General features: G+C 24.5%; 11 protein-coding genes and 1 pseudogene. 8 read left to right on the top strand and 4 right to left on the bottom strand.

What is annotated here, in order from left to right; genetic code table 11:
- Nucleotides 1-344: 344 nt before the first annotated feature.
- Together MBORA_RS05520 and MBORA_RS05515 are read left to right on the top strand one after the other, a co-directional pair.
- Nucleotides 345-708 (top strand): annotated as a pseudogene (locus tag MBORA_RS05520) (IS5/IS1182 family transposase); the annotation flags it as partial.
- Between the two features lie 130 nt (nucleotides 709-838).
- Nucleotides 839-5,014 carry a right-handed parallel beta-helix repeat-containing protein gene (locus MBORA_RS05515; RefSeq protein WP_063720355.1) on the top strand — a complete coding sequence of 1,392 codons (4,176 nt, stop codon included), beginning with the start codon at nucleotides 839-841 and terminating at the stop codon, nucleotides 5,012-5,014.
- A 743-nt stretch (nucleotides 5,015-5,757) separates the two neighbouring features.
- Here MBORA_RS05515 and MBORA_RS05510 read toward each other — a convergent pair.
- Together MBORA_RS05510 and MBORA_RS05505 are read right to left on the bottom strand one after the other, a co-directional pair.
- Nucleotides 5,758-6,276 (bottom strand): hypothetical protein, encoded by a 519-nt coding sequence (locus MBORA_RS05510; RefSeq protein WP_063720354.1) that lies wholly within the window; start codon nucleotides 6,274-6,276, stop codon nucleotides 5,758-5,760.
- 5 nt (nucleotides 6,277-6,281) lie between these two features.
- Nucleotides 6,282-6,929: a hypothetical protein gene (locus MBORA_RS05505; RefSeq protein WP_248845834.1), complete on the bottom strand. Its 648-nt coding sequence runs from the start codon at nucleotides 6,927-6,929 to the stop codon at nucleotides 6,282-6,284.
- A 115-nt stretch (nucleotides 6,930-7,044) separates the two neighbouring features.
- On the opposite strand from MBORA_RS05505, the gene MBORA_RS05500 reads away from it, so the two are divergent.
- The 6 genes from MBORA_RS05500 to MBORA_RS05475 all read left to right on the top strand — a co-directional run bounded on the left by MBORA_RS05500 (nucleotide 7,045) and on the right by MBORA_RS05475 (nucleotide 12,562).
- Complete coding sequence (locus tag MBORA_RS05500) at nucleotides 7,045-7,488, top strand: hypothetical protein (protein WP_042692228.1); 444 nt, start codon at nucleotides 7,045-7,047, stop codon at nucleotides 7,486-7,488.
- Nucleotides 7,489-7,850: 362 nt separating this feature from the next.
- The gene (locus tag MBORA_RS05495; RefSeq protein ID WP_042692230.1) at nucleotides 7,851-8,258 is read left to right on the top strand and encodes an NfeD family protein; all 408 of its coding nucleotides are present in this window, start codon (nucleotides 7,851-7,853) and stop codon (nucleotides 8,256-8,258) included.
- A 12-nt stretch (nucleotides 8,259-8,270) separates the two neighbouring features.
- The gene (locus tag MBORA_RS05490; RefSeq protein ID WP_042692233.1) at nucleotides 8,271-9,173 is read left to right on the top strand and encodes an SPFH domain-containing protein; all 903 of its coding nucleotides are present in this window, start codon (nucleotides 8,271-8,273) and stop codon (nucleotides 9,171-9,173) included.
- Nucleotides 9,174-10,069: 896 nt separating this feature from the next.
- The gene (locus MBORA_RS05485; RefSeq protein ID WP_042692236.1) at nucleotides 10,070-10,837 is read left to right on the top strand and encodes a DUF4143 domain-containing protein; all 768 of its coding nucleotides are present in this window, start codon (nucleotides 10,070-10,072) and stop codon (nucleotides 10,835-10,837) included.
- 433 nt (nucleotides 10,838-11,270) lie between these two features.
- Nucleotides 11,271-11,801 carry a YIP1 family protein gene (locus tag MBORA_RS05480; RefSeq protein ID WP_042692239.1) on the top strand — a complete coding sequence of 177 codons (531 nt, stop codon included), beginning with the start codon at nucleotides 11,271-11,273 and terminating at the stop codon, nucleotides 11,799-11,801.
- The gene (locus MBORA_RS05475; RefSeq protein ID WP_042692242.1) at nucleotides 11,798-12,562 is read left to right on the top strand and encodes a hypothetical protein; all 765 of its coding nucleotides are present in this window, start codon (nucleotides 11,798-11,800) and stop codon (nucleotides 12,560-12,562) included. The genes MBORA_RS05480 and MBORA_RS05475 overlap by 4 nt, the downstream gene beginning before the upstream one ends.
- 433 nt (nucleotides 12,563-12,995) lie before the next feature.
- Here MBORA_RS05475 and MBORA_RS05470 read toward each other — a convergent pair whose 3' ends face one another.
- Both MBORA_RS05470 and MBORA_RS05465 read right to left on the bottom strand, forming a co-directional pair.
- Nucleotides 12,996-13,898 (bottom strand): low temperature requirement protein A, encoded by a 903-nt coding sequence (locus tag MBORA_RS05470; RefSeq protein ID WP_332870911.1) that lies wholly within the window; start codon nucleotides 13,896-13,898, stop codon nucleotides 12,996-12,998.
- 31 nt (nucleotides 13,899-13,929) lie between these two features.
- Complete coding sequence (locus MBORA_RS05465) at nucleotides 13,930-14,124, bottom strand: hypothetical protein (RefSeq protein WP_063720352.1); 195 nt, start codon at nucleotides 14,122-14,124, stop codon at nucleotides 13,930-13,932.
- Nucleotides 14,125-14,792 lie beyond the last annotated feature (668 nt).

Raw genomic sequence — 14,792 nt, 5'->3', positions numbered from 1 at the left:
AAACCTAAAATCCAGAGAACATCTAAAAGAACTAGTCAAAAAAACCTTCAATGAAAATATTGAAAAGAACAATATTACAATACATTGGTGTGAAACATTTATATCAAAAGTTTAGTAATTAACTATAATTTGTCATTTTCTTTCAGTATTTTAATGTATTTTCTTCTTTGTGCTTTTATTTTGTTTAATTCTTTTTTTAATTCTTTTTTGTAAGTATTATCTTTTTGTCTTTTTTTATCATCTTTTCGAACTCTGTCTTTTTGAATTGTGATATCTTTTTTTATTAACGTTTTTTATTTTACAATTTAAACCATACTAAACTCCATATTTTCATTTAAAATTACCCTTTAATGTTTCCAAAAGACAATTTCAACATAACAAAGCTCGATAACATAATATCTTATCTATTAGAAGTTTTTAACAAAACAAAGAAAATAATAACCGAAAAAAGATTTTATAACCATTTAAAATATGAATTATTTAAAAAATTAGACAATTGGAAAAAATTCAAACCAATCAGAGGAAAAATAGAAGATTTTTTCAAATTACTCAAACAAAGACTTAATATTAAAGAAATACAGAAATATACATCAAAATCAGTTGAAAAAACAGTATATTTAAATGTATTTTTAGGAGTCCTAAAGGATTCCTCTCAAAACAGCAATACAACAATTATTCGAGAACGAAAAAAATCAGACCCTAAAATAATTTCATTAAATTATTAATATCACTATATTTTGTTTATATTTTTTAGTAATAATTCTTATTTTATTAAACATTCAATAAACAATAATTATATATAATATCTGTTTAAAAATAATAAATGATGTAGTTTTGAATGATAAAATTTAATAAAATTTGTTTTGTAATAACGATTTTAATAATATTATGCACAAGTGGCTTTGTAGCTGCTGTGGATAATGAAGACATTTATATTACATCAATTTCATCTGAAAATATAACTACTTCAGATTCTGATATGTTAATAGTTGAGGAATCAAATATAGGTTTAGATGCTATTGATAAATCAGATCTTTGTAATGATTTGTCGAATAATAGAGAATTGCTTGGAATTGATAATTCAAAGGATATTTTGGGTAATTCTTATGAATTTGAAGGAAGTACTTTTGAACAACTTCAAACAAAAATAAATGAACTTAATCCAGGAGATGTACTTTATATTGGAAATAAATCATTAATAAGTACATGGGAACCTTGGGGATATCCTAATATAATCAATGTTAATACTCCTAATATAAAGATTTCTGGAGGAAGTATTAGTAATCCCACTGCAACATCTACTTTAGATGGAAATTTAGCAAAAATATTCAGTTTAAATGATAATAACATTACTTTAACAAATCTGATATTAACTCATAGTGGTTCACAGATTAATCCTGCTGAATCAGTAATTATTACTGCTCCAAATTGTTTAATTGAAAATTGTACAATTAAAAAATCTAAAGGTCAAAACGGTGGAGGAATATCTGCAAATAGTAATGCAAATGGAACAATTATCAATAATTGTAATTTCACTGAAAATCAAGGAATTTGGTATGGTAGTGGTGCTGCAATAAAGTTAGAAGGTCCTAATTCTAAAATTACTAATTGTAATTTCATCGAAAATAATGCAGCTAATGGTATTGTTTATTTATCTGGTTTTAATACATTAATTGAAAATTGTACTTTTAAAAAGAATACAGTTGAAAATGCTGGTGCTGGAATTTATGTTAATACACAGGATTGTATAATTTTTAATTGTTCTTTTGAGAGTAATCATGCTAAAAATGGTGGCGCTATTTTCGTTGATCAATCAGGAAAACATTTAATAATTAAAAATTCTATTTTATATAATAATTCTGCTGATAACGGTGGAGCATTATTTGCTGATTGGAATTCTAATGACATGTTAATTAAAAATACATTATTTAATAATAACACTGCTATCTATGCTGGTGGAGCTTTATTTATTAGAAGTTCAAATAATTTATTGGATAATTGTACTTTTAACTATAATAATGCACTTCAAGGTGGTCATAATCTTGACTTTGGTGGAGGAGCAATATGGGCAGGTTTTTCTATTGTAAATGTTACGAATTCTAAGTTTAATAATAATACTGCACCCTATGGTGGAGCTTTAAGAGGTTCGTTTAATCTTGATAATGATACTTTCATTAATAACACTGCAACAGATGGTAATGGTGGAGGTATTGATTTAACTTGCTCAAATGATTTAGGCAGTGTTGAAATAAAAATTAGTAATTGTAGTTTTATTAATAATGTTGCTAAAGGTGAATATGATCCTAGTCAACAACCAGGTCCTAATGGTGAATATGACCGTTCTCAAGGGGGAGGTATTCACATTTATTATGGTGATAGTACAAACTCTAAAGTAACAATATCCAAAACTGAATTATTTAATAACCAAGCTGAAAGAGGCGGAGGAATAGATTTATACAGTGAAAGTAATACCTTAATTGAAAGCACTATATTTCATTATAATAATGCAAGTATGGGTGGTGGAATTTCAATAGTTGGTGATTATTGTACTATAAAAAATGTAACTCTATCAAATAATACTGCTACTAAATATGGTGGTGCAATATATATTTTTGGAAGTAATGCTCTTATTGAAAACACTATTACATTTAATAATACTGCATATAATGGTGGATCAATTTACATTAATGATAAATTTTCAACTATTAAAAACACCACTTTTCTTAATAACACAGCTAAAAATCTAAAAGATGGAACTGCTGGTTATGGTGGGGGAATATTTGTTAATTCTACTTCATCAGATATTCAAGGTAAGTTTTATTACAATAAAGCTCGTAATGGATCAGCAATTTATGTTAATAGTACTGGTTTAAAAGTTCATGATAGTATTTTTGATAAAAACCAAGCATGGTCTTATATTTTATCAATTAATGTAACTCCACAAGAAATATTTAGTGGAGGATACAGTAATGTTACTGTTCGCATTAAAGGTGGAGACAATATTGCTAATGCAATTTATAATGCTGCAGGTATAAATTCTATTTTGATAAATAATATCACATATTTATTTAGAGGTTTTGATGATATTACTAATATAGTATCAACTCCAAGTTATTATTTAAATCCAAAAAATGGTCCTATAAATGATACTTCAAGTGTGACTGGTGTATATTTACCATATCAATATGACTGGGAAGACAATCAAATTATTAATATTAATATAATTAATAATAAAACTGGAGAAATAGCTATAACAGAATCTCTTTTAACTAATAGTGAAGGATATGTTTATTTGAATGCTTCAAATTTAAAAATAGGTAAATATGAAGTATTTGCTTTTCATCCAGAAGATAATTATTATACTGAAATTAATAATAAATCTTTTATAATTGTTAAAGGTCTTGATTTAAGTATTACTAAAACAGTAAGTAATCAAGGTCCAATTAACATTGGTGAAAACATTATTTGGACAATTACTGTATATAATGATGGTACAGCTAATGCTAATGGTGTTTATGTAAATGATACTTTACCAAACGGTCTTACTTATGTTAGTGGTGATTCTGGAGGGGACTATAATCCAACAACTGGAATTTGGACAATAGGAACTTTGGCTAATGGTACTAATGTAACTTTAAAAATTATTACTACTACAAATAAAGCAGGAAGTATTACAAATTTTGCTTTAGTTAATTCTAGTATAACTGAAAATAATACTAAAAATAATAAAGCAAATGCAACAACCACTGTGATATCAACAAATGTTGATTTGGTTATTACTAAGGCTGTTGATCACTTGTTTTGTGTTGTTGGTGATAATGTTGTTTGGACTGTTACTGTTACTAATAAAGGTCCGGGTAATGCGTCTGATGTTTTTGTTAAGGATGTTTTGCCTGATGGTCTTAAGTATGTAAGTCATACTGTGAGTGTGGGTGCTTATGATCATGTTTCTGGTTTGTGGACTATTGGTACTTTAAATAATGGTCAGTCTGTTGTTTTAACTATGGTTACCTCTGTGTTAAAGTTAGGTAATCTAACTAACATTGTTACAGTTAATACATCTAGTAATGATACTAATGAGTCTAATAATGTTGCTAATAATACTACTGAAGTGTTTAATGCAGTTGATTTGGTTATTACTAAGGCTGTTGATCACTTGTTTTGTGTTGTTGGTGATAATGTTGTTTGGACTGTTACTGTTACTAATAAAGGTCCGGGTAATGCGTCTGATGTTTTTGTTAAGGATGTTTTGCCTGATGGTCTTAAGTATGTAAGTCATACTGTGAGTGTGGGTGCTTATGATCATGTTTCTGGTTTGTGGACTATTGGTACTTTAAATAATGGTCAGTCTGCTGTTTTAACTATGGTTACCTCTGTGTTAAAGTTAGGTAATCTAACTAACATTGTTACAGTTAATACTACCAGTAACGACACTAATAAATCCAACAATAAGGCTAATAAAACCATTAAAGTAAATCCAATAGTTGATTTAAAAATCACTAAATACTCTAATAAAAAAATATATTATATTGGAAATAAAGTTATTTGGACTATTAAAATCATAAATAATGGACCATGTAAGGCCGTAGATGCTTATGTTGTTGATAAATTACCTTTAGGATTTAAATACATTAGTAGCTCCGCAAGCAAGGGTTCATATAACAAAAATACTGGAAAATGGAATATTGGAAATATGTCAAAAGGAGAAAAAGTAATCTTAAAAATAATTACAAAGGCAGTTATGATTGGTAATTATACTAACATAGCTTCTATAAACAATACTGTAAATGATACTAATTCCTCAAACAATGAGGATAATTTTACAGTTAAAGTAATTAAAAAAGAAAACATAACTCCTAAACCTCCAAAACACGATAATCATACAAATCCAGTTATTCATAAAGACCCAAATAATACTTCAACAATTTTAGAAAGTACAGGTAATCCTTTAATAATGATTTTAATGGCAATATTTATTATTACAGGAAATATTTTCAGAAAAAAAATAAAATAAATTAAATTAAAACTAGAATTTCCTTTTTAAATTCTAGTTATTATTCTTTTTTTAAAAAATAAATCTTTATATATTTTTAATTTAATGAATTTAGATTCTTTACCTAAGGTTGATTTATTAAATAGCTAATCTTTTGATTAAATGCTCGTGTTATTCAATTTGATAATGTAGAGGTCTTATGTTTTCTCAAACACGATATTTATCTAAATTAGCGGAAGTTCGTCATATTGATGGAAGAATTAGTAAATTGCTATCAAAAGTATTAATTTATAGTTTTATTGATAAAATTGAATTTAAATTAAGAAATTCTAAGAAGTTTTTGAGGTTAAATTTTATAAAAAGTCATCTATAGGTAGTGTAGATAAATTATATATGCTAAAATTAACAAAAAGCTTTGCTTTTCCATCATATATTTCATTAAATATTTCAAATAGTCTTTGAGCTTCTTTTTTTCTATTTATTTTTAGCAACATGCATATTTTTTCAAATTCTAAAATATTTGGTTGGTCAAATCTGGATTTTTCTTTATCATAAAATTTTTGATTAATTCATCATATTCTCCTAAATCATATAATATGCTTGCTTTTTTAGCAATTACATACAATACATATCTCATATCTTTTGATGAATATGCTTTTTTGAGTTGTCTATCAGTTATTTTTAGTGCAACTTTAAATCGTTTATATGAAATGGCTAGTATAAGTTGTTTATTGAAATCTTTAGATGCAGATTTAATAGATTCATCAATCCTGTCTAGTTCTATTAGTGTCCATATTTTTTTTATCTAAATATTTGTTAAAAATTTTTGATTTTAAAGCAATTATTTGTGTTGGTATAGCTAATATGTCATATAATCCAGTAAAATCATAATATTTATATGAAAATGGTAGAAACCTTTCAATTCTCGAATTATCTTGATTATAATTTTCATATTCATCTAAATCTTTCTGACTTATTGATTCACAAACACGATCACATTCATGTAAAATTTCCGCTGGTTTTCCTAATTTTTTGAGGTGATCTGTTTTTTTATCTAATATAAAGTCATAAAAAATTAAATTATATTTTACATCCCAATTACTTAATTTTGATAAGTATTTATTATAATAGCTAATTAATTCATCATCACTTAATAGCTTTGTAATTTCATCAAAAGCTTCTTTTAATAGCTCATCTTTTGTAATAACATAATTTTGTTTAACTTTACATAATTCAATTGATTCCTGGATAACTGCATCATAAACAATTATATCTTTATTCATAATTATTATACCACTCTATTAAGGCCTAAATATATCTTATTTTTTTTATAAACTTTATCTAAAATATTATTCCATTCATCAACACTAATAGATCCTTTGTTCGGAATTAATTTATCAAAATAAGACTCTTTTAAATTTAAAATATCTGATAATACATAAGTTAATGTTTTTCCAGTTAAGGCTAAATTATATGGATCATAATTACATACTTTTAAAACCCATAAGTCTTCTTTTAAAGCTTTTGAATATTCTTTTTTAAGTGAATCATACCAATTTGTTATTATACTGTCATTACATCCAATTCCAGAGCCGATACATATATAATAATCTTCATTGGTAAAATTTATTTTTTCAATAGATTTTTTAATTTTATTTTTAAGTTCTGGTGAATTTAATTCTAATTCAAATTCGCTATTTGTAATATAATCACTTATGTAATTTTCAATTTCTTTTTTATTTTTAAAATAACCTATTGGCTCTAGTTGATTGGGATTAATATCACATAAATCATAGATTAAATCTTCATCAACATCACATATTTCATATCCTTCAAGTTTATGAGATTCATACTTCTTAAAATCGATACAGTAATTTTCAAAATCTTCTTTATTTAAATACCATAAAACTTGTATTTTTCTTATCAATGAAAACACCTACTATCATTTAAATCATTATTTTTTATTTATATTATATTTTATGATATAAAATTCATGAATTAAAATATTTATATTTATTAAGTCATAGTTATTATTGTGTTTTGGTGTAATTATGGAATTTATCTTAAATAATAAAAAGTATTCAATTAATAATCATGAATTGTACATTAATTATTTAATGGTAGATAGTTATTTTAGACAAAATTATTCTAAATATGATTATGATATCGAGTTTGATTTTATAACTCCTCTTTTAAATAAGGAAAAAGTAGAATTTAGTGATATTGAAGAGGGAACATTGTTAATATCAGAGCTAATTGAAAAAGAAGAACTTAACTTTATAAACTCTGGTCTTAAAATAGATGTACATTTAAATGGTAATTTTAAAATATCTTATCAAAACATTGAGCTTTCAAATATTAAGGTAGGTGAAGCAATTCCTCTTATTATCTTATTAAATGCTCTTTTAGATTATAAACCAATTATTAGCTTAAACCAAATTAATGAAGAGCTAAATCATTTTCTTTTAAAATTCAGAAATTATAATGTTTATTAAAAATCATAGTTCTTCTCATGCTTGTAAGACTAGTTTCATATGATTATTAATATTGAAATATAGGGGAAGATTTAAAATAATACTATAATACCCATTTAATCATTTTTTCACTTATTTATATTAATAATATTGATGAAGTACATAATATTATCAATGCTTCTTTTTTGTAAATAAAATTGGTTATTAGATATGGAATAAATTTCATATTTGATGCACACATACATAGTTTAAAAAATGGCTCTTTTTAAAAAACTTGTGTGGTTTAAAAAATAATCCATCACATAAGTTTTTGAAAGTGCCTAAAAAACAATTAAGTATAATATAATTAATAATCATATATTAACTATCAATAAGTGATTAAAATGGAAATTTTTATTTGGATAATATTGGCTATTACATTCTTTTTATTAGAAGTACTCACAGGTAGTTTTATTTTAGTATGGTTTGGTGTAAGCTCAACAGTTGCAGCTATATTAAATTATTTCAAATTTGATTTTTCCACTCAATTTGGAGCTTTTATAATAATATCAGTAATTTTATTAGTATATACTAAAAAATTTGCAATTAAAGTCACACCAGAAATCAATAAAAAAACCACTGCAGAAAGACTAATTGGAAGAAACGCTAAAGTTATTCGCAAAATTGATGATGAAAACATTATTGTAAAAGTAAGTGGGGAAGAATGGTCTGCTTATGCAAAAAACAATGTTAATGTTGGAGATACTGTTAAGGTATGTGGAATAGAAAGCATTAAATTAATAGTTAAATAAGAGATGTTTTAAATGATATTGACAATAATAATAATCATATTTTTAGTTTTCATGGCTATAAAGTATGTTAAAATTTTAAGACCATATGAAAAAGGAGTTGTTGAAAGACTTGGAAAATACAATAGAACTGTTTCAAGTGGAGTAGTTGTATTAATTCCATTTTTAGAAAATTTAGAAAGAGTAGATTTAAGAGAACAAGTTGTAGATGTTCCTCCTCAAGAAGTGATTACAAAAGATAATACCGTGGTTGTTGTTGATTGTGTGATCTTTTATGAAGTTGTAGATCCATTTAATGCAACCTATAATGTAGTTAACTTCTACCAAGCAATTACAAAACTTGCACAAACAAATTTAAGAAATATAATTGGGGATTTGGAACTTGATCAAACATTAACCTCTCGTGAAATGATTAATGCAGAATTACGTGAAGTATTGGATGAAGCTACTGATAAGTGGGGAAGTAAAGTAGTTCGTGTAGAAATACAAAAAATTGAACCACCACAGGACATAGTAGAGGCAATGAGTAAACAAATGAAGGCTGAGAGAATGAAAAGAGCATCAATTCTTGAAGCTGAAGGTTACAAACAATCTGAAATTAAAAAGTCTGAAGGAGATAAACAAGCAGTTATTTTAGAAGCAGAAGGTAAAGCTGAATCTATTAGAAAAATGGCTGAAGCAGATAAACAAGCTTTAATTTTGAAAGCAGAAGGTGAATCAATAGCTATTGAAAAAGTATATGCTGCAATTCATGAGGGAAATCCTGATGATGGTCTTATAGCTATTAAATATTTAGAATCATTAGAAAAAATAGCTGATGGAAAATCATCTAAAATATTTTTACCATTTGAATCAAGTGGTGTTTTGGGTTCAGTTGCAGGCATAGCTGAACTATTTAAAGAGGATAAAGAAGAATAATTATTTATTCTCTCTTTTTTTATTTTTCTGAAATCAATAATAATTATACTCATTGTATTGGAAATAAAACATCTTATAATATAATTAATTTAGAAAGCAAGATACAAACAGGTGGACTAAATTTAATTTAAATCCATTAATTTTTCATTTGTTTTTTTAAAACTTCTTTTTATTATTGTTGAAATTTTATAATTTCAAGTTGATTAGATCTTATTTCATCAAATAGTGGTTTTATATCATTGAAACATAGCCATAGCTTTTTTAGGTGGAATTGCAAGTTTTATTTTTGAAAATTCATTTTAATGTTGTACTTCCATCTCTCTTCTTTTTTTGTTGAAGGCGTTTTATCACAAACAGTTTCTTTAGAAATTTCATCAATCGATTTTACTTTAAAATCTGATGGAATTAAACCACAATCACTATCTATTAATTCATTGCAATTTTCATAATTAATAAAATCTTTTGTAAAATTAATGACTTACCTACAATATTAAATGAGGAATTATCTTATAAAAACAAAAAATTTAATCATAGGACTGACTTTCATATTATTAAAGAGCATATTGATGATTTTTTAAATGGAGATAATATAAATCGATATTTTGTATTGCCTGGATTAAGAGGCGTGGGCAAAACGACGATTTTATATCAAATATATGAATATCTTTTAAAAGAAAAATAAATTCCTGCAAATCAAATATTATACTTTTCATGTGAAACATTAAACAAATTAACTCAATGCGACATATTCGAAACAATAAACCAATTTATAACTGAAATTCATCAAAATAACCTAATGACATTAAATAAGGAAATTTTCTTATTGATAGATGAATCACATTTGATAAAAATTGGTCTCTAACTGGAAAAATAATATATGATCAAAGTAAACTGTGATGAATGATAATAATTATAGAACTATCCAAAAGAAACTATTTTATTCAATAGATAGTATCATTGAAAAAGATTTAAAAACAATTCAAAATATTAATCAAAATAGTGAGAATTATGCTTATCGTTTATTAAAATTTTTAGCACAAAAGGTTCCTGGTGAAATTTCTCAAAATACATTGTCAAATTTAATAAAATCATCATCAAGTACAGTAAATACTATTTTAGAACTGCTTGAAAAAACACATTTGATATTTCATTATGAACCCTACTCCGGACCTAATGCAAGAGTAAAAAAATCATGGCAATATTATTTTGCAACACCTAGTTTAAGACATGCTATAAATAAGAATTGGGGATTTTCACCAATGAATCAGGATGAATATGACGGAATTTTATTAGAAAATTTGGTAGCATCGGGATTATTCAATTTAAAAAATAATGAGAATCATTTTGATTTCGATGTCTTTTTTGATTCATTAAAAGGTGGAGTTGATTTTTTAATTAAAAAAGAGTTTGAAAATCCAATACCTATTGAGGTAGGTCATGGTAATAAAACCAAAAGACAGATAATAAATGCGATAAATAAATATGATTCTGATCATGGAATTATAATTTCTAACACTACATTAAACATAGAAAAAAAGGATAACATAATATATATATACCTTATAAAACATTTTCATTTATGTAAAAAAAATTTTCAAAACTCAATTTTTTATCAAAAATTAAGTAAAATAATAAAAAAATTTATTCATCAACTAACAAATTGACAAATACATTTTGGTTTATTTTGCTTTAATCCATTGTTATTTATTTAATATTTTTTTCAGTCTATTTGATGGTTTTATATCAGAAAAATATGCAATTGAATAGAATGAATTTATTTGAGATAGGAATAACTTGTTGGCGATATAAACTTGTTAAAATAAAAATTCGCACAAGAGGGTCCATGCTTTTAGATGTTAATTTCAGGATATTTTAACAGCAAAAATTGTTGAAACAAGATATGAACCAGAAATATTAGCAACAAATCTAACAAAAATCATGTAGAAAACAATCTAACAAGAATACTTAAAAATAAAGATGAAAAAATAATTTTTAGGTTATTTGACTATGGGGTATCCAATACCATCTAATAATAAGTTTCTAGGAATGAATATCAGCCAATAAATATTTAAGTTATAAAACATTATATATAGGTTTATGAAAACTAAAATAATAAATTTTTTCACAAATAGCGCTAAAGTTTTCATAATTCCAGATAAATTATTTAATGAAAAAATAGAAAATCCTGATTATGGTGGCATTCTTTCATTAGTAGTTTATATGGCAATTTTAGGACTAGTTATAGGAATTCTAACAAAAAGTGCATTTATAACTGTATTTATTGTAATTGCTTCAATAATTGGGTCTCTTATTTCTAAATTAATACATTGTTTTTTAACTTATATTTTTGCAATGCTATTTAAGGTAGATGGTGAATTTGGGCAATTATATAATTTAATGTGTTATGAAGATACCTTGAATATATTGATAATTATTGGTACTGGAATTACTGTACTTACAGGTAAATGGATAATTATACCTTTAGTATTTCTTGTAGGTATATGGAAAATGATTGTAACAATTAGTGCGGTAAATAGTGTATTTAAATTTGGATATGGTAAATCATTCCTTTCAGCTTATGGATTGTTGATTTTAGTTGTAATTATTTTAATGGGGTTATTTTTATGAACAAATATGAAATTCTAGGAATAATTATAATAATTGGATTAATCTTTTCAATTTGTGCTGTAACTATAGGTGCAGTTAATGATAATAATAAAAGTCAAAATAATAACGAGCAATTAAATTTAACAGAAAACACTTTGACTAATATTAGTGGAGTGAAAATTGTAAATTTAAACATTAAACAGGAAGTTGGTGGGGTTAAAATCAATTTCACAAACAACAGTAATGTTTACAATATTACAAGTGACTCTGATAATCCTGCAAAAGTAAACTACACTCAAAATGGAAGCACATTAAATGTTGATATTGATGCTAATAAATCAGACACTAATATTGAATTAAGTGATAAATACATTTATAATATTAATTCAGATATAGCCCTTGGAGGATTAGATGTTAATTTTACAAATGCAAATGTAAAGATCTTTAATTCAAAAATTATACTTGGTGGAGCTGATTTTGTACTTGATAATGGTGTTGTAAATAAAATTAATTCAAATATAAATACTGGTGGAGCAAATATTGTTGGAAACCCAAATAATAAAATCGAAATAACTTCAGATATTGTTATTGGAGGCATGAATATAATTCCAAACGAACAAAACCTCGATTTAAAATCTCATACAAGATTAGGTGGAGTGTTTGGACCTTCTTATACCTTAAAAGAAAATGCTAATTATACAGAGTATATTGGAAATAAAACATCTGATAATAAAATTAATTTAGAAAGTAAAATACAAATTGGTGGATTAAATTTAAATTAAATCCACATTTATTTTTTAAAATTTGATATCTTTTAAGTATAATCCAGTTTTAATATTTTTATTAGCTATTGTGTCTTCTAAAACTTCTTTTCAACAATTTTTCATCATTAATTCCCTATATAGATTCATATCAACAATCTTATCATAATAATTCTGGATTTCCATCATCAATTAATTTTTTTATAATATTAATTAGTCTATCTACATTTGAAGGGCGTAGATCTATTAAAGTTCATCTAAAACATATAATAACCTGTTTTAACAGTTTTTGCAAGATTAGTACCTATAAGATACACACCAATTTTACCTTTATTTGATTATTTCAATCCCAAATTGGGCTGATTAGTACTAATCTTGATATTATCACGTGGATTTCACTCAAAATCAGCCATACAACAATTATTCGAGAACTAAAAAATTCAGACCCCTAAAATTATTTTATTTCAATAAATTTTTTCCACAAAACACCAAAATTACCTAAAGTTATAAATAGAGTTCCTAACAACAGTAAAGATAAATTATCTCTAAATAATAACATTGTTGTTGAACCTATGATAAATATTAATATAATGGTGAATATATTTTTTTGAGTTAATTTTATTTTTTTTGGATAATATTCTTTATTACTTAGTATAGATATATAGAAAATAATTAATGAGATTATAATTAGTTTTGATAAAAATAAATGATTAACTTCACCATTATGAACTAATTCAAAAGCTACTGTCATTAAATTAATACTAATAACAATAAAATAATGACTAAACATTAATCTAAGGCTTCTTTCAACTCTATGATGTTCTACGAGATTATGTATTTGAATTACATATGAACCAAACATACTTAAAACCACTAAAAATATTAAAATAGGGAGAATTTCGAAATTATTAATATCAAAAAAATGTGTTATTCCAACAACAGATTCTCCAAAAGTAATAATAGTTAATAATTCAAATCGTTCAACTAAATGTGGAAAATTTATAATGTTTTTATCAAATTTTCCTTTAATAAAGAAAGGTAAAAAAGCCCCTGTTAATACAGCAATAACATGAATCCATGCAATAATATGAATCCAAATAACAATATTTTTTAAGTTAAATAAGATACAAAAAAGTGCTAAAAAATATATTGCACAAATGATTAATAAAATTTTAATTGAATTACCAGCTGCACCTTGCATTGATTTTTCTTTTATTGCTTGTATCGTATATAAAACAACAACACTTAATAATAAAACTAACATTGCAATATTAAATGATAAAACCATATTGTTCCATTGAGTACTAATTGTATTAGTCATATAGATTACAGCAATCATATTAATAGATGCAATTATGTAATCATAAAATTTCCATTCACCATATCTATTAACATAGTTTGTAAAATAAAGCCATGCTTATAAAATCACAAAAAAAACTTATAATGTAATAAAAAAAAGTATTTAAGCTAATTCCACCATTAATTGGATTATTAATTAATGAAGTTAATCTAGAAATAGCATAAACGAATATCAAATCATAAAATAATTCAATTAACTCTACTTTTTTTTCAATTATTTCCATAAAATACCCTAATATTTATTTAAATCCAATTCTTTTTTTAGTTAAATTTTATAACTTATTTATAGAAAAATTTCTATTGATTATTCATATAAAAAAATTTTATTATTTACACTCAAAATCAAGAATAATATTTGTTTTACTCAGTAATTATGAATTGAATAACTTTATATATAAATTTATCTTCAATAGTGTTTATATTTCTTTCTTTTATCATTAAGATACTAATACTTCTCTTTTTTATATTTGTTTAACCTTGTAGAAACCCTCTATTAAAATTTAAGTGAATATCGATGTTATTTGCTTTTTTTGTTAAATAATTTTGTTTCATTCTTTATTTTTTGATTTTAACATGTTTATTGTTCTTTGCAAAAAATTTTTACAAAAAATGTTTTAATTCTAATTTTAAGTGATTTTATTACTTTAATTTTTATACCTTTGAAATAATACTTGTTATTAATTAAAAAACTTAATAATAATTTATAAATAGTAGAATGGAGAATAATTTATTAATATGAACAAGAAAATAAACTATTTTCCGTATTATAGTTTTTCTCTAAAAATTTTTACCATATAGGTTTAGCCAATTTTCATAAAATGATTTGAAGCCAATAATTTCATAAAATTTATCTTTAAATAAGTTAATTAACTGATTTTCGGTTGTATAATAT

Origin of the sequence: Methanobrevibacter oralis, assembly GCF_001639275.1 — an archaeon.
In the GTDB taxonomy this organism is placed as follows: domain Archaea; phylum Methanobacteriota; class Methanobacteria; order Methanobacteriales; family Methanobacteriaceae; genus Methanocatella; species Methanocatella oralis.
The sequence above is the reverse complement of the archived record's forward strand: the minus strand, read 5'-3'. Positions and strand labels throughout refer to the sequence as shown.

Coding starts and splice junctions, on each gene's coding strand:
- MBORA_RS05500 (WP_042692228.1), top strand. CDS start 7,045: ATGGAATTTATCTTAAATAATAAAAAGTATTCAATTAATAATCATGAA.
- MBORA_RS05475 (WP_042692242.1), top strand. CDS start 11,798: ATGAACAAATATGAAATTCTAGGAATAATTATAATAATTGGATTAATC.
- MBORA_RS05480 (WP_042692239.1), top strand. CDS start 11,271: ATGAAAACTAAAATAATAAATTTTTTCACAAATAGCGCTAAAGTTTTC.
- MBORA_RS05495 (WP_042692230.1), top strand. CDS start 7,851: ATGGAAATTTTTATTTGGATAATATTGGCTATTACATTCTTTTTATTA.
- MBORA_RS05465 (WP_063720352.1), bottom strand. CDS start 14,124: ATGGAAATAATTGAAAAAAAAGTAGAGTTAATTGAATTATTTTATGAT.
- MBORA_RS05510 (WP_063720354.1), bottom strand. CDS start 6,276: ATGAATAAAGATATAATTGTTTATGATGCAGTTATCCAGGAATCAATT.
- MBORA_RS05490 (WP_042692233.1), top strand. CDS start 8,271: ATGATATTGACAATAATAATAATCATATTTTTAGTTTTCATGGCTATA.
- MBORA_RS05515 (WP_063720355.1), top strand. CDS start 839: ATGATAAAATTTAATAAAATTTGTTTTGTAATAACGATTTTAATAATA.
- MBORA_RS05485 (WP_042692236.1), top strand. CDS start 10,070: ATGAATGATAATAATTATAGAACTATCCAAAAGAAACTATTTTATTCA.